General features: G+C 71.0%; 13 protein-coding genes. 4 read left to right on the top strand and 9 right to left on the bottom strand.

From position 1 onward, the window contains the following. Positions 1-741, top strand: a 741-nt coding sequence (locus HYV93_04065; GenBank protein MBI2525138.1) for an ABC transporter permease, incomplete at its 5' end; no start/stop codon positions are given. 754 nt (positions 742-1,495) lie between these two features. Continuing rightward, complete coding sequence (locus HYV93_04060) at positions 1,496-2,479, top strand: DUF4143 domain-containing protein (protein MBI2525137.1); 984 nt, start codon at positions 1,496-1,498, stop codon at positions 2,477-2,479. Between the two features lie 161 nt (positions 2,480-2,640). Here HYV93_04060 and HYV93_04055 read toward each other — a convergent pair whose 3' ends face one another. Beyond that, complete coding sequence (locus HYV93_04055) at positions 2,641-2,778, bottom strand: hypothetical protein (GenBank protein MBI2525136.1); 138 nt, start codon at positions 2,776-2,778, stop codon at positions 2,641-2,643. Between the two features lie 60 nt (positions 2,779-2,838). Here HYV93_04055 and HYV93_04050 point away from each other — a divergent pair, with 60 nt between their 5' ends. Beyond that, positions 2,839-3,144 (top strand): hypothetical protein, encoded by a 306-nt coding sequence (locus tag HYV93_04050; protein MBI2525135.1) that lies wholly within the window; start codon positions 2,839-2,841, stop codon positions 3,142-3,144. Positions 3,145-3,517: 373 nt separating this feature from the next. Here the strand turns inward: HYV93_04050 and HYV93_04045 are convergent, their stop codons facing one another. The 8 genes from HYV93_04045 to HYV93_04010 are packed head-to-tail and all read right to left on the bottom strand — an operon-like array spanning position 3,518 to position 14,076. After that, positions 3,518-4,738, bottom strand: coding sequence for a M20/M25/M40 family metallo-hydrolase (locus HYV93_04045; protein ID MBI2525134.1), 1,221 nt, complete (start codon positions 4,736-4,738; stop codon positions 3,518-3,520). Then, positions 4,735-5,976 carry a M20/M25/M40 family metallo-hydrolase gene (locus HYV93_04040; protein MBI2525133.1) on the bottom strand — a complete coding sequence of 414 codons (1,242 nt, stop codon included), beginning with the start codon at positions 5,974-5,976 and terminating at the stop codon, positions 4,735-4,737. Before HYV93_04040 ends, HYV93_04045 begins: the two co-directional genes overlap by 4 nt. Then, complete coding sequence (locus HYV93_04035) at positions 5,973-7,247, bottom strand: M20/M25/M40 family metallo-hydrolase (GenBank protein ID MBI2525132.1); 1,275 nt, start codon at positions 7,245-7,247, stop codon at positions 5,973-5,975. Before HYV93_04035 ends, HYV93_04040 begins: the two co-directional genes overlap by 4 nt. Beyond that, positions 7,244-8,641, bottom strand: a complete 1,398-nt coding sequence (locus HYV93_04030) for an MmgE/PrpD family protein (protein MBI2525131.1) — start codon at positions 8,639-8,641, stop codon at positions 7,244-7,246. Before HYV93_04030 ends, HYV93_04035 begins: the two co-directional genes overlap by 4 nt. Then, positions 8,634-10,697 (bottom strand): ABC transporter ATP-binding protein, encoded by a 2,064-nt coding sequence (locus HYV93_04025; protein MBI2525130.1) that lies wholly within the window; start codon positions 10,695-10,697, stop codon positions 8,634-8,636. Before HYV93_04025 ends, HYV93_04030 begins: the two co-directional genes overlap by 8 nt. Next, positions 10,697-11,524 (bottom strand): ABC transporter permease, encoded by an 828-nt coding sequence (locus HYV93_04020; protein ID MBI2525129.1) that lies wholly within the window; start codon positions 11,522-11,524, stop codon positions 10,697-10,699. Before HYV93_04020 ends, HYV93_04025 begins: the two co-directional genes overlap by 1 nt. Beyond that, entirely contained in the window at positions 11,524-12,471 is a 948-nt protein-coding gene (locus tag HYV93_04015) for an ABC transporter permease (GenBank protein MBI2525128.1), read from the bottom strand. The genes HYV93_04020 and HYV93_04015 overlap by 1 nt, the downstream gene beginning before the upstream one ends. A 36-nt stretch (positions 12,472-12,507) precedes the next feature. Then, positions 12,508-14,076: an ABC transporter substrate-binding protein gene (locus tag HYV93_04010; GenBank protein ID MBI2525127.1), complete on the bottom strand. Its 1,569-nt coding sequence runs from the start codon at positions 14,074-14,076 to the stop codon at positions 12,508-12,510. A 695-nt stretch (positions 14,077-14,771) separates the two neighbouring features. Between HYV93_04010 and HYV93_04005 the strand changes: the two genes are divergently transcribed. After that, positions 14,772-15,127 (top strand): ABC transporter permease subunit (locus tag HYV93_04005; GenBank protein ID MBI2525126.1); only part of this gene is annotated, 356 nt, incomplete at its 3' end.

The following is a 15,127-nucleotide window of genomic DNA, read 5'->3' as shown; positions in this document are numbered from 1 at the left end:
GGCCCCAACGAGCAGGAGATCACCCGACGGCTGACGCCGCCCGCGTTCGCTGGCGGCAGCTGGAGCCGTCCTCTCGGCACCGACGAGCTGGGCCGCGACGTGCTCAGCCGGCTCTTGCACGGCGCGCGCGTGTCGCTCACCGTGGGGCTCCTGGCCGTCGCGGTCTCGTGCCCGATCGGGGTCGTGGTCGGCCTGTCCGCGGGGTTCTTCGGCGGCTGGGTCGACCGCATGCTGATGCGCTTCACGGATATCCAGCTCGCCATCCCGACCATCCTGCTCGCCATGGCGGTGGTGACCGTGCTCGGGCCGGGCGTAACCAACATGGTCATCACCCTGAGCGTCACCGGCTGGACACTCTACGCCCGGCTCGTCCGTGGCGAGACGCTGGTCCTGCGGAGTCGCGAGTTCGTGGAGGCGATCCGGGCGGTCGGGGCCGGAGAGGCGCGGATCATGTTCCGGCACGTGTTGCCGAACGTCATCACGCCGACCATCGTGGTGGCGACCTTCGCCGTGGGAAGCATGGTAGTGCTGGAGGCCACGCTGAGCTTCCTGGGCATCGGGGTGCCGCTGCGCGTCGTGACCTGGGGCAGTATGCTCAACAGCGGCCGGACTTACCTCCAGTCGGCGTGGTGGCTCACGGCGTTCCCGGGCCTCGCGATATTCGCCACCGTGCTGGCGGTCAACGCGCTGGGCGACTACATGCGCGACGCCCTCGACCCGAGGCTGCGGGACCGCGTGTAGCGGCGCGCTGATCCTCTCGGCGGCGCGCCCGAGGCGAGGGCCTCGAGGGGCGTCCGCGGCTCCGGCTTGCCTGCCAGGTCGACGCCCGGCACAATGTCGTCGAGGTCCTCGGAATCGCCGCTATCGGCGCGGGTCTCCCTGGAGGCGACGGTGGAGGGGCAGGGAGCGGGACCGACACGGAAGGGGCGTCAGCGAGTCACGGCACTTCGAGAGAACTTCGAGTCGCCTCGCTCTCAGTTCCGGGTGCCGGGCTCGTCGCTCGGTGTAGCCGACCTGGCAGACCTCTGAGCGGCCCGGCGCTTGGCCGCGGGTCGTGCGTCAGCCGGTGGTCGCGATGTGCTCGGGCTGGGCCGCGGCTGGAGCCGTCAGCTGACGTCTGGGCGGCGCGGACCCGGCTCCAACCCAGGGCCCGGCGGAGCGTAGCCAACTCTAGCGCCCTCCGGCGGCGGTCGCCCCGTCCGGGGTCCCCGTCCCCGTGCCATGATCTCCCAGACTCAGACGCCACCCTCCAGGAGCCGACGGCACAGCTCGAAGGGAGGAGACTGCCAGAGTTCCAGGGGGTCCGGTGGCTGCACATCACAGTGCCCATAGGAATAGTCTTGCAAAGTAGAAGTAACTTTCTATAATGCAACACCATGGTGCGACGACAGGTGGCAGGGCTTGTCCGGCAGCGCCTCCGCCAGTATCCCGCCGTGGCGCTGGTCGGCCCGCGCCAGGCCGGCAAGACGACGCTGGCCCGATCCCTCCGCGGGACGTGCAGTGGGACTCTGCGGTCAAGGGCAGATCCCTGGTCATCCTGGACGAGGCGCAGGCGTGGCCGGAGATATTCCCCCGGCTCCGGGGGGCGATCGACGCGGATCGCGCCCGCAAGGGCCGCTTTCTCATCTTGGGATCCGTGTCCCCATCCCTGATGGTTCAGGTCTCCGAGTCGCTCGCCGGTCGGCTGTCCCTGGTCGAGCTGACCCCGCTTCTCGCCAACGAGCTGCTCCGAGTTCCATTGACCCGAGTATGGTGCCGGGGAGGGTACCCGGAGGGCGGGGCGCTCCGACCCGGGAGCTTCCCGCAATGGCAGCGCGATTATCTGGACCTGCTGACTCAACGGGATCTCCCGGCATGGGGATTGCCGGCCAAACCACGGGTCACGCTGCGTCTCCTGAGAATGCTCGCGGCCGTCCACGGCCATCCGTGGAACGCCTCCCACGTGGGACAGAGCCTCGGTCTGTCCTACCACAGTGTGAACTCGTACCTGGACTTCCTGGTGGGGGCATTCCTGATCCGTCGGCTCCCACCCTATCACGCCAACCTCGGAAAGCGTCTGGTCAAGAGTCCGAAGATCTACTGGCGGGACACGGGGCTCCTGCACGCCGTGCTGAACGTCCTCGATGAGGGCGATCTCCTCGGAAAGCCATGGGTCGGCTTTAGCTGGGAGGGGTTCGTGGTCGAGCAGGTACTGGGGGCGTTGCAGCAGGTGGGTCGCCAGTGCGAGGCATGCTTCCTGCGCACGAGCGATCAGCGCGAGATCGACCTCGTGTTGGACTTCGGCAAGAGCGTGTGCGCCGTAGAGGTGAAACTGACCGCCGCACCGGGCCCGGAGGATCTTGCACGGCTGAATAAGACGGCGGACCTCATCAAGGCGGACAAGAGAATCCTCGTCACACAGACGACCGGGAATGTTGCCCGCGCCGGCCAGGTCTCCTGCAATCTCCCCTGGCTTCTCGCTCACGCCCGAGAGCTGTAGTGGCTCCAGTCCCCACGCCGGAAGGGAATAGCATCTGCTCGATCCCCGGTCGCCGAGACCGCCGGCACGGCCGACGGCCGCGGCGCGGTCCGGGAGGGCTCCCGGATGGCCAGGACCATTCCCGCGGCCAGGACGCCCAGGATGCCGGCCGAGATGAAGGCCTAGTCGTAGGTGCCCGTCCGGTCGTACACCAGGCCCCCGACGTATGAGGCGAGACCGGCCCCGATCTGGTGCGCGAAGAAGATCCAACCGAAGAGCATCCCGACCGACCGCCGTCCGAAGAGGTCTGCGGTGAGCATGGAGGTGCCCCCGCAAGAAATAGTAGATCGCCAACGGAATGCGGAGCGCAGATAGGCCGGGTGGCGGCCGCCCTCCGTCTCGCCGCCAGTGCCCTCTACCACAGCAAGTCCGCCCTCGGCGCCTTCCACCGCCGACTGAAAGCCCGGCTCGGCGCCCCCAAGGCCATCACCGCCACTGCCCACAAGCTCGCGCGCCTCATCTACGGCATGCTCCGGTTCGGCACCGAATACGTTGACCGCGGCCAGGACTACTACGAGCGCCGGTACCAGAGCCGCGTCGTCTCGACTCTCACGCGCCGTGCCCATGAACTCGGCTACACCCTCGTCAAGGACCCGGACGTCCCGGCGCCCAGTTCACCGGCGTGAGGAGGAGGTTACTTGGAAGAAGCCAACACAAAGGGGCGTCGGGCGCCACCGAGGTCGGGGTGGCGCCGTCGGGTGGGGCGGCTCCTCGGGGTAGACCTTCGCGATGACGGCCGGGACGAAGAAGGTCGCGCGGACCCCTTAGGCGGCGTCCGAAGATAAGTGACCGCATGCGGGGACCATGGCGAGCTAGCTGGCCGAGTGGTGATCAGCCGCAGCGCCGAAGGCAATGCGCGCACTTGTTATCTGCCATTTCCTCACCGGTCGAGGAGGCCGAGGATCCTGGGTACCCCCGCCCGCGCCCCGTACTCGCCGGCCGCAAGCTGCGCCGGCGAGCTGTCCTGGGTGAAGGATCGTTCAGTGGAAGCCGGTCGCGTCAGAGCCCCCGGGTCGCGAGGAGGTGCGCGAGACTGGCCACGAGCGCGGTCCGCTCGCCGAGGGTCGGCAGCTCGATGTACTCGCCGGGCGTCATGATGGCGCCGCCGACCGGCCCGAGGCCGCAGAGCGCAGGGGTGCCCTGCGCGGCGATCAGGTTCGCGTCGGACCCGCCCATCGTAGCGATCGTGTCGATCCGCGTCGCCATGGCGTCTGCACAGGCCGCCACCAGCGCGGCCAAGGCGTCCGTCTTCGGGGTCCAGGGCATCGGCGGACGGTGCTGCCAGAGGTGAAGCGTCGTCCGGGTCCCCGGCAGCTCCTCGCGTGCGGCGATCCCCTCGACCTCGCGCCGCACGCGGTCCCAGGCCGCCGCGTCGACGGTACGGATGTCCATCCGCGCCACGGCGCGCGCGGCGTACAGGTTGCGCCGCATGCCGCCCGCGATCTCGCCGACGTTGAGCAGGACGCCGCGCTCCGGGTCCTGGAGCGCATGCAACGCCGTCACCTTGCGGCAGAGGGTCTCGATGGCGCTCCGCCCCTCGCGGAAGCCGGTCCCGAGGTGTGCCTCTATTCCCTCGACGATCAGCTCGCCCATGGCGAGGCCGGCCCGCTGGCCGACGACCTGGCCGCCGGCGCGTCCTGACTCGGTGACGAGGCCGAAGTCCGCGCGGCGCGCCTCCCGCTCGATGAGCGGGCGGGAGCAGACGGTGCCGGCCTGCTCGTCGGTGTCGAAGAGGACGGTGATCTCCTCCGGGCGGGCGACGCCGGTCTCGAGGAGCGCGCGGCACGCGAAGAGGATGGCGACGACGCCCCCCTTCATGTCGGCCACCGCCGGGCCGTACGCCCGGGCACCCTCAATCCGGAACGGCCTCCGCGCCGGCTCCCCCGGCGGGAAGGCGGCGTCGAGATGGGCCATGAGGAGGAGGCGGCCGCGCCCGGTCCCGCCCCCCACCCGGCCGAGGACGCCCGGCGCGATGGCGGCGGCGCCACGACCCCAGAGGAAGGCGTCGTTCACCCAGGGCTCGGGTGGGGGCACGGGCGCCACCCGCTCGACCGCGAAGCCGAGCGCCGCGAGCGAGTCGGCCGTCAGGGCGGCGAGGCGCTCGACGCCCTCCCGGTTCTCGGTCGCCGTGTCCATGTCGACGATGCGCCCGAGCAGCGCCACGAGGTCCCCCACGTGATCGTCCATCCACCGCCGGAGCAGCTTGACCGCGTCCGTCATCGCGCGCGCTCCCAGGCGCCGGCGCCGAGGTCGTGGAGGATGGTCGCCAGGAGGGCGGCCCGCTCCACGAGCGACGGCACCCTCACGTACTCGTGGTCGGTCATGAGGTCGCCGCCGGCGGGGCCCATGCCGTCCATGCAGGGGACGCCGAGCGGGCCGACGAAGGCGGAGCTGCCGGCCGCGGGCGAGCGGAGGGCGCCGAAGGGGGCGAGGCGCAGCTCGCGCCCCGCCTCCTGCGCGATGGCGAGGAGCCGGTCGGTCTTCTCGGTCCAGGGGACGCCGGGCCGGTGGGAGGCGATGAGGAGCGTCGAGCGAGCGCCCGGCACGTCCTCGTGCTCGGCGATGGCCCGGATGGCGCGCTCGACCTCCTCCCACGCCGCCGGCCCGGGCGTGCGGATGTCGAGCACGGCCGCGGCGTGGCCGGGCACGACGCTCCGGCGCCACCCGCCCTGGACGATGCCGACGTTGAGGTAGATCTCTCGCGCGGGATCGGTGAGCGCGTGCACCGCGATGATCTTCCGCGCCATCGCCTCGACGGCATTGACGCCTCCGGCGAAGCCGCTGCCGGCATGGGCGTCCCGCCCGTGGACCTCGAGGCGGGCGACGCCGATCTGCGCGCGCGAGGCCATGAGATTCCCCCCCTCCCGCGCGCACTCCATGCAGAAGACCCAGTCGGCCTGCCGCGCGGCGGCCTCGATGACCGGCCGGGCGGTCAGGCTGCCGGCCTGCTCGTCGGCGCTGAAGACACAAGCGATCTCGCCGAGCGTGTCGAGCCCGGTCGCCTCGAGCGCGCGGAGCGCAAAGGTGGCGACCGCGAGCCCGCCCTTCATGTCGGCGATCCCGGCGCCGACGGCGCGATCGCCGTCGATCCGGAAGGGGACCCGCGAAGGTCCGCCCGGCGGGAAGGCGGTGTCGAGGTCGCCGAGGACGAGGGCCCGCCCGCGGCCGCGGCCGGCCTTGCGCGCGATGCGGTGGTCGGCGAGGCGGTCGAAGTCGTGGCCGGGGAGCATGAGCGCCTCGAGCCAGCGCCGCTCCGCCGGCACCCGGCGGGGACGGACCCGCTCCGTGGTGTAGCCGGCCGACTCGAGCGCCCGGCCGACGGCGTCGCCGACGGCGTCGACGCCGGCCGGCTGGGTCGCGTAGCTGTCGATGCCGACGAGGGTCTCGACGAAGGCGAGGACCTCGGCCCGGTGCGCATCGAGCCAGGCGCGGATGGCGGCGGCGGCGGTCGCGCTCATGGGCGCGCGGGCTCGGCGAGGACGTCGAGGGCGGTGGCGAGGTGGACCCTGGTGACGGCCACGAGGTCGTCGACGGTGATGAACTCGTCCAGGGCCGCCATGTTGTTCGGCCGGGGGCCGAAGATGAGGGTCGGCACGCCACGCGGGCGGAAGTAGCGCGCGTCGGTGGCGGCGAAGGTGACGGTGAGCCGTGGCTCCTTGCCGGTGGCGGCGGCGGCGTTCGCGCGCGCCAGGCCGACGAGCGGGTGGTCGGGCGAGGTGTAGGAGGCGGTGAAGACCGGCCGCAGGAACTCGAACGTGACGTCGGTGAGCCCGGCGGCCGCGAGACGTTTCTCCATGAAGGCGCGGACGTCCTCGGGCGTGATGCCGAAGGGGAGCCGGCAGTCGATCTCCGCCTCGCAGCGGCGCGGGACGACGTTGACCTTGATGCCGCCGCGGATCAGGCCGGCGGTCATCGAGGGCCGGCGGTAGAGCCACTGCCGGCCGCGGTCGTGCTCGGTCCGCCAGTAGCTCTGCATCCCTTCGAGGACGGGCAGGAGGTCCGCCGGCGGGTGGTCCTCGAGCTCGACGATCCTCCGCGCCTCCTGGATGGCGGCGGCCACGCGGATGACCGGGTCGTCGCCGGTGCCGAGGCCGCCGTGGCGGGAGGGCCCCTCGCAGGCGAGGCGGAACTGCGCCTTCCCCTTCTCCCCCAACCGGACCCCGTCGGGCGACTCCGGCTCGCCGATGAGGCAGGCGTCGCCGGCCAGCTCGGGACGCTGCTCGAGGATGTAGCCGGTCCCCCAGGCGCCGCCGGTCTCCTCGTCGGCCACCAGCATGAGCGTCAGCGGTCCCTTGAGCGGGATGCGCTGCTCCTGGATCAGGAGGAAGGAGAAGAGCGAGGCGGTGAGGCCGCCCCGCATGTCGGAGACGCCGCGCCCGAGGATCTTCCCGTCGCGGATCTCGCCGCCGTAGGGCGGGAACGACCAGAGGGCGTGATCGTCGGCGGGAAAGTGATCGAGGTGGCCGTTGAAGACGAAGCGAGGCCGCTCCGTGCGGCCCGGCTGGACGCTCACCAGGCTCACACGCCCCGGCCGGGACTCGAACCGCTCCACGGCGAGGCCGCGGCGCTCGAGCAGCGCCGCGTAGTGCGCGGCGATGGCGCGCGTGTCGCCCGGCGGGTTCTCGGCGGGGATGCGAAGCCCCTCGGCGCAGAGCCGCGCCAGCTCGTCGCGCCGCCGGTCGATCTCCTGCCAGAGCCGCTGCTTGAGCACTGCCACCGATTCCGTCACGCCGCCTCCCCCTTCGCGCCGAGCGCCAGCTCCCCGATCTCCGCCGCGCGCTCGACGCCCTCGAGATCCCACATCCGCTCGAGCAGCCGGCTGGCCGTCCGCTCCTCGAGGATCCCCGACGCGAGCCCGCGGAACTTCTCGTCCAGCTCGCCGTCGTCCATCGGCCACTCGGCGCTGCCATGCGCGTGGTCGACACGCGCGGTCTCGATCGACCCGTCGGTCCCGGTGAGCGTCACCGTCGCCGCCGCCATCCGCTTCTCGACGAAGAGCCGCTCCATCTCGGCGTCGAGCCGCAGGCTGACCTTGCGCATCGTCGCGCGGATGGCCGGCGAGTCGAAGAGCGGCGGATCGTACCAGTGCGGCCCCGGCGCCTCGCCGTGCAGGATCAAGGCGACCGCGTACGGAATGCTGAACTGGGCGTCGACGAGGGTGCGCGGCTCGTAGTCCTCGAACTGCTGGTCGACCAGCGCCCTCGCCACGCCGACCTCCACCGAGGCCACGTCCTTCCCCGTCCATCCCCGGCGCCGGAGGACCTGGCGGATGCCGTCGAGCGCCGCCTGGTTCCAGCGACAGGTGGGATAGGCCTTGAAGTAGAGGTTCAGCATGTTGAACCGCTGACCGAGCCCGTCCTGCAGCGCCTCCGGGACGAACCGGTCGGAGGCGGCCATCCGCCAGAAGCTCCGGTCGCCCTCGAGGATCGTGCGGGGACCGAGGAAGCCGGAGTCGGCGAGCAGGGCCGCGTTGATGCCCGAGACCGACGGCCAGGCCACCATGTCCTTCGTCCAGGAGAGCGGCCGGTTGCGCCAGTTCCACTGCGCGGCGCTGGGGAGCGGGGCGAAGGTGCCGTAGATGCCGAAGGCGTGGACGAGGCGGTCCACGTCGAGCCCGAGGAGCCGGCCGGCCGTCACCACGGCGGCGAACCCCTGGTGGGGACCGTACCCGCTGACGAGGCGCCGGTGCTCCGGCGAGGGGCGCGTCGCCTCGCCGATGCGCGTCGTGACCTCGTACGCGGCGACGACCGCCTCGAGCAGCTGGCGGCCGGTCGCCTCCGTCAGCTCGGCCATCGCCAGGGCGGAGAACACCACCGTGCCTCCGTAGTGCCCCTGTAGCACGACCCCGCCGTCGTAATCGAGGGCGTTGGCCGACACGCCGTTGACGAACGCAGCGCGGTCCGGCGAGGTCCGGCGGCCCAGGCCCATCACGCTGGCGGGCCCCGAGCCGCCGAGCCGGTCGAGGGACCGGGCGGCCGCGAGCGTGAGCGGCGTCCGGGACCCGCCGAGGGCGCATCCGACCGTCTCGACGATGCAGCGCTTCGCCTGATGGACCACCTCGCGCGGGCACGCCTCCAGCTCGAAGCCGGCGACGAACTCCGCGAGCCTCCTCGTGTCACCCATGGGTAGCACTCTCCGATTGCAAGCCGACCAGCGTGGCGAGCGGGATGTGACAGACGATGGTGTGGCCCGAGCCGCCCGTCTGGACGGGCGGCACCTCATCTTCGCAGATGGGCCCGATCTTGCGCGGGCAGCGCGTGTGGAAGACGCAGCCGCGCGGGGGGTTCGCGGCGCTCGGCACGGCGCCCGCGAGCCGGATCGGCTGCAGCGTGGCCTCGGGGTCCGGGACCGGCACCGCCGAGAGGAGCGCCTCCGTGTACGGGTGGTGCGGCGGCAGGAACACCTGCTCGGCGGCGCCGGTCTCGCAGATCCGGCCGAGGTAGACCACCGCCACCCGGTCGGCCAGATACCGGACGACGCTGAGGTCGTGCGTGATGAAGAGGTACGCTGTCGCCCGCCTCGCCTGCAGCTCGCCGAGGAGGTTCAGGATGGCAGCCTGGACCGACACGTCGAGCGCCGAGACCGGCTCGTCGCACACGATCAGGTCCGGGTCCGTGGCGAACGCGCGGGCGATGCCGACGCGCTGCTTCTCCCCTCCGCTCAGCTCGTCTGGCAGCCGGTCGAGGTAGTGCTCGTCCAGTCGCACGGCGCGGAGCAGCTCGCCGGCCGCCGCGCGGGCCGCCCGGCGCGGCATGCCGCGGAAGAGTGCGAGCGGACGCATGAGGGTCTCGGCGATCGTGCGGCGCGGGTTGAGCGTCGAGTCGGGATTCTGGAACACCATCTGGAGGCGGCGGCGGAGCTCCGGGCTCCGGGCCGCGACCGTCCTCGCCACCTCGCGTCCCGCGAACTCGACGCGGCCGCTCGTCGGCTCCACCAGCCCCACGATGCAGCGGGCGAGCGTCGTCTTGCCGCAGCCGCTCTCCCCGACGACCGCTAGGGTCTCGTTCGGGTTGAGGGCGAGGCTCACGTCCTCGAGCGCACGGACGACCGTCGCCCGTCCGAAGAGCCCGAGGATCGTGTGCGCGTCCCGGTACGCCTTGGTGAGGTGCTCGACCTCGAGGAGCGGCCCCGATGACGCCGCCCGTGGGGTGGCGGCCGCCGCGGGCGCGGGCGCCTGCCGGCTCGTCGCTCGCGTCCGCTCCTGCTCCTCCCAGAAGAAGCAGCGGCTCGCGTGCTCGGGCGTCACCGCGATCAGCGCAGGCCGCTCCGCTCGACAGTGCTCGGCCGCATGGGCGCAGCGCGGCGCGAAGGCGCAGGCGTCGGGCAGGTCGGTGAGGTCGGGGATCCGCCCGCCGATGACGCTGAGCGCCCGTGACCTGCGCCCGAAGTCGAGGCCCGGCAGGCACTGCATCAACGCGGCGGTATAGGGGTGGAGCTGGCGGCGGAACACCTGCCGCACCGGCCCCTGCTCCACCATCTCGCCGGCGTACATGACCCCGACGCGGTCGCTCACCCGGGCAATCACGCCGAGGTTGTGGCTGATGTAGAGGATCGCCGACGAGAAGCGGGTCTTGAGCGCCTCGATGAGGTCGAGGATCTGCGCCTCGGTGGTGACGTCGAGCCCCGTCGTCGGCTCGTCCATGACGAGCAGGTCGGGGTTGCAGGCGAGCGCCATCGCGATCAACACGCGCTGCTGCTGGCCGCCGCTGATCTGGTGCGGGTAGCGGCGCGCGATGGCCGACGGCTCCGGCATGTTGACCGCCTCGAGCAGCCGCCGCACGCCGTCCTGGGCCTCGCGCGCCGAGACGCCCTCGTGCGCGAGCAGGACCTCGGCGATCTGCCCGCCGACCCGAATGGACGGGTTCAAGGAGCTCATGGGGTCCTGGTAGACCATCGCGATCTTCGCCCCGCGCAGGCGGTCGAGGCTGCGGCGCGACATGGCCAGCAGGTCGTCCCCGCGGTACTCGATGCGTCCGGACGTCACGCGCGCGTTCGCCGCCAGGTAGCCCATCAGGGCGAACGCGAGCGTGCTCTTGCCGGAGCCCGACTCGCCGACCACGCCGAAGGTCTCGCGCTGGCCGATGCGCAAGGAGACGTCCCGCACGGCGCGCACGCGGCCCTTCCGGGTCGCGTAGTCGACCGAGAGGCCCGACACCTCGAGGATGGCCTGGCTCGCCATCAGAGATCGCTCCGCCGGCCGCGGTACGCCACCAGCGTCGCGACGCCGTCGCCGAAGAGGTTGGCGCCGATGACGGCGGTCGAGATCGCCAGCGCCGGGAAGGTGATGAGCCAGGGGGCCGTGTGCAGGAAGTTGCGCCCTTCGCTCACCATGAGGCCCCAGTCGGGCTCGGGCGGCTGCACGCCGATGCCGATGAAGCCGAGCGAGGTGCTGAGGAGGATGGCGAAGCTCAGCCGGATGGCGAGCTCGACGACGATCGGTCCCCGCGCGCTCGGCAGGAGCTCGCGGGTGATGACGTAGAAGGCCGACTCGCCGCGGACCTTGGCCGCCTCGACGAACTCGAGGCCTCTCAGCCCGAGCGTGACGCTCCGGAGCACGCGCGTCGTCCTCGGCACGAAGACGACCATGATGGCGAAGACGACGTTGATCCGCGCGGGGCCCCGCGTGGCGAGGATGAGCATGGCGAGCAGGAGGGAGGGAAACGACAGCAGCGCGTCCATGACCCGCATGACGATCTCGTCGAGCGTGCCGCCACGGTACCCCACCGTCATGCCGATCGCGACGCCGAGCGTGACGCCGAGGAGCGTGGCGACGGCCGACAGCCCGAGCGTGCCGCTCGCGCCGTAGACCACGCGGCTGAAGACGTCGCGGCCGAACTGGTCGGTGCCGAACCAGTAGCTGGCCGAGGGGGGCGCCAGCGCGTCGGGCATGTGGAACTCGGTGTGGGGGTACGGGATGACGAACGGGCCGAAGACCACGAGGCCGAGGTGGATCAGGAGGAGCGCCCCGCCGATGGCGGCGTCGGGCGCACGCCAGAGCCTGGTCATCAGTAGCGCACCCGCGGGTCGCAATAGGCGTAGAGCACGTCGGCGACGACGTTGGCAGCGGCATAGACGGCGGCCGTGACGAGCACGGTCATCTGGAGCATCGGGACGTCGCGGTTGCTCACGGCGAAGAGCATCATCCGTCCGAGCCCCGGGTAGGAGAAGACGGTCTCCACCACCACGAGGCTCCCCATGAGCCAGCCGATGTTCATCGCGACGATCGTGATCGTGGGGACGAGGGCGTTGCGGAGGGCGTGGCGGAGGATGACGCTCCGCTCGCCGATCCCCTTGAGGCGCGCGGTCCGGATGTAGGGCTTCTCGAGGACGTCGATCATGCTCGTCCGGGTCATGCGGCTCGTGTAGGCCATCATGACGAGCGTCAGGGTGGCGATGGGGAGGACGAGGAAGTGGAGGTTCTGCAGCAGCGACTCGCCCGGCTCGATCAGCGCCACGGGCGGCAGCCACCGGAGCCAGAACGCGAAGACGGTGATGAGCAGGCTCCCCCAGACGAATTCCGGCATCGAGGTCCCGATCAGGGTGAGCACGGCGATGACCCGGTCGGCGAGCCGCCCCTGGCGCAGACCGGCGAAGACGCCGAGCCCGACGGCGAGCGGCACCGCGATGAGCAGCGTCAGCCCGGCGAGCACCGCCGAGTTGCGCAGGCGCGACAGGAGGAGCGGCGCCACCGGCTGGTTCAGCCGGAGCGACGTTCCCCAATCGCCCTTGAGCGCGCCGCCGAGCCACTCGACGTAGCGGACGTGGGCGGGGCGGTTGAGGCCGAGCTTCTCGCGGAGCGTGGCGACGTCCTGGAAGGTCGCCTCCGTGCCGAGGATCATCGCGGCGACGTCCCCCGGCAGGACCTGGACCACCAGGAAGACGATGATCGACACCAGGAAGAGCACCAGCACCGAGAAGAGCAGTCGGCGGACGACGAAGATGCCGAGCGGCATTCCCTTGCGTCCGCCGACGGCGGGACCTTATCGGGACTAGCCGAGCCAGGTCCGGCGCACGTCCACCCACCGGATCGGATGGATCTCGTAGCCTTGCACCCGCCTGTGGATGGCCATGACGTACGGCCGGTGGTACGGGATGACCGTCGGCCCCGAGTCCACGAGGATGCGCTGGACCCGGCCATAGATGTTCTTGCGCTTCCTGGGGTCGGCCTCCCTGCGGCCGTCGTCGAGGAGCCGATCCATCTCCGGGTTCGAGAAGTGGTACAGCTCCTTGTAGCTCCCCCTGGAGTGGTAGTAAGGATAGAGCGACTCGTCGATGGTGGGCCGGCCGTTCCAGTTCTGCATGGTGAACGGGTGCTTGCGGTTGTACTGCGCGGTGTAGACGTCCCACGGCACGGCCTTGACGTTGATGCGGAAGCCGGCCCCGGCCGCCATCTCCTTCACGCCAACGGCGAACTCCACGAGGCCGGGCCGGTCGGGCGACGTGATCAGCTCGACGTCGAGCCCGTCGCGGTGCCCCGCGTCGACCATGAGGGCCTTCGCCTTCGCGACGTCACGCGTCTTCATGCCGGTGTCGACCCAGAACGGGCTGATGGGGGAGACCGGGTTGTCGTTGGAGGGCGTCCCCAACCCTCCGAGGGCCGCCTTGACGAGCGCGTCCCGGTCGAGGCTGTGCTTGAGCGCCGCCATCACGCGGGGGTCCGAGAACGGAGGCCGATCCACCCAGATGGTGATCTCGTGGTAGGAGGGGCTCGGCGTCTCCAGCACCTTGACGCCTGGATCCGCCTTGAGGGTCGAGATGCTCTGGCTGGCCGCCTCGAACAGGATGTGGACGGAGCCGCCCGTGAGCGCCGCGATCTGCGCGGCCTGCTCGGGGATCGTGACCTGGCGGAGCTCGTCCACGTAGGGGAGTTGGTTGCCGGCCGCGTCGCGCTCCCAGTACTCGGTGTGACGGACCAACGTGACGTGATCGGCCGGGACGAACTCCTTCATCTTGAAGGGACCGGTGCCGATCGGCGTCTTCGAGACCTCTCCCGCCGCGTCGAACGGGAGGATCCGCGCGTACACCGACCCGAACATCATCGGCAGGTCACCGTAGGGGGCGCTCAATGCGAACCGGATCGTGTAGGGATCCGGGGTCTCGATGCCCTGGACGACCCCGAAGAGGCTCCGCCCGATGGAGGCAGTGGCCGGATCGAGGATCCGCTTCAGGGTGAACTCGACGTCCTTCGACGTGAGCTCTCGGCCGTGGTGGAACTTCACGCCCCTTCGCAGCCTGAAGGTCCACGTCTTGCCGTCGTCCGAGACGCTCCAGCCGCTCGCCAGCTCGGGCTGCGGGTTGAGCTTCGCGTCGACCCGGACGAGGTTGTTGAAGATCGCCTGGCTGATGATGAACTCGTCGTTCGAGCCGTGGATGGCGGGATCGAGCCGCCGGGCGGCGCTCGGCACGGCGACCCGGAGGACCCCGCCCCGCCTGGGCGCTTGCGCCGACGCGGCACCGCCCCCGGGCACCAGCGCCGCGGCGCCGGCCGCCAGGCCCAGCTCGACGAACGTCCGCCGCGTGATGGCCTGTCTCTTGTCCCTGGCGCCTCGTTTCCTCATGGCCGTCCTCCCCCGCACAGTCGGATCAGGCGAGCGTCGCATGGTCTTCCGCTGCGTGTCAAGGCACGTATCGCGCCGTCCAAAATGTCACCGAGCGAGAATCGTCGCGCCATTTGCGATGCTACTTTCTTCAACCTATGGAGACAGCCATGGTGAGTGCGCGAGCCAAGCAAGAGTACGTGCAAGCCATCTATCAACGCTACCGGCAGGCCACGCGACCGGAGAAGCGGCGGATCCTGGGCGAGTTCTGCCAGGTCGCGCGCTGTCACCGGAAGCACGCCATTCGGCTGCTCCCAGCCCCGCCCCGGGAGCGGCGGGCTCGCCGCGGCGCCGGGCGACGATGTACAGCCTGGCCGTGATCGCCGCCCTCCGGGCGATCTGGGAGGCGGCCGGGTACCCCTGGTCCCTGCGGCTCAAGGCCTTGCTGCCGCTGTGGCCGCCCTGGGCGCGCCGGACGTGACCCCCAGCCCGTTCGGAGCGTAGATAGGATGAAGCGGCTGGCCTCTCGCTCGACGTGGTGGCATAGACTGCCCCACAGAGAGAACACGCGCTCAACGGCGCAGGGAGGAGAGGCCAGCCATGGGCCATATTGGCATCGACGTCCACAAGAAGGAAAGCCAGATCTGTATCCTCGCCGAGGGGGGTGAGCTGATCGAGCAGCGGATCCGAGCATCACATCCACCTCGGTGAGATAGATGTTCGCAGCGGCCAGCGGCACCGTCGAGGCCGTGGGCTCGGGGACCACGCGGCCGTACGCGACCACTCGCTCGCGCCACCGGGCGCGCGCGGCCAACACGCCATGGCAAATCAGCAGGTTTGTTTCCGGCCGCGGGCCGGGCGTGACCAACATGGTCATCACCCTGAGCGTCACCGGCTGGACACTCTACGCCCGGCTCGTCCGTGGCGAGACCCTGGTCCTGCGCAGTCGCGACTTCGTGGAGGCGATCCGGGCGGCCGGAGCCGGAGAGGCGCGGATCATGTTCCGGCACGTGTTGCCGAACGTCATCACGCCGACCATCGTGGTGGCGACCTTCGCCGTGGGAAGCATGGT

This window comes from Candidatus Rokuibacteriota bacterium (assembly GCA_016188005.1).
Lineage (GTDB): Bacteria > Methylomirabilota > Methylomirabilia > Rokubacteriales > CSP1-6 > UBA12499.
Note: the sequence above shows the minus strand (reverse complement) of the source record. Positions and strands in the feature narration are given on the sequence as shown.

Bases quoted from the DNA above. Each gene is read 5' to 3' on its own strand.
- HYV93_04055 (MBI2525136.1), bottom strand. From the start codon at position 2,778: ATGCTCACCGCAGACCTCTTCGGACGGCGGTCGGTCGGGATGCTCTTC.
- HYV93_04045 (MBI2525134.1), bottom strand. From the start codon at position 4,738: ATGACGGACGCGGTCAAGCTGCTCCGGCGGTGGATGGACGATCACGTG.
- HYV93_04040 (MBI2525133.1), bottom strand. From the start codon at position 5,976: ATGAGCGCGACCGCCGCCGCCGCCATCCGCGCCTGGCTCGATGCGCAC.
- HYV93_04030 (MBI2525131.1), bottom strand. From the start codon at position 8,641: ATGGGTGACACGAGGAGGCTCGCGGAGTTCGTCGCCGGCTTCGAGCTG.
- HYV93_04025 (MBI2525130.1), bottom strand. From the start codon at position 10,697: ATGGCGAGCCAGGCCATCCTCGAGGTGTCGGGCCTCTCGGTCGACTAC.
- HYV93_04020 (MBI2525129.1), bottom strand. From the start codon at position 11,524: ATGACCAGGCTCTGGCGTGCGCCCGACGCCGCCATCGGCGGGGCGCTC.
- HYV93_04015 (MBI2525128.1), bottom strand. From the start codon at position 12,471: ATGCCGCTCGGCATCTTCGTCGTCCGCCGACTGCTCTTCTCGGTGCTG.
- HYV93_04010 (MBI2525127.1), bottom strand. From the start codon at position 14,076: ATGAGGAAACGAGGCGCCAGGGACAAGAGACAGGCCATCACGCGGCGG.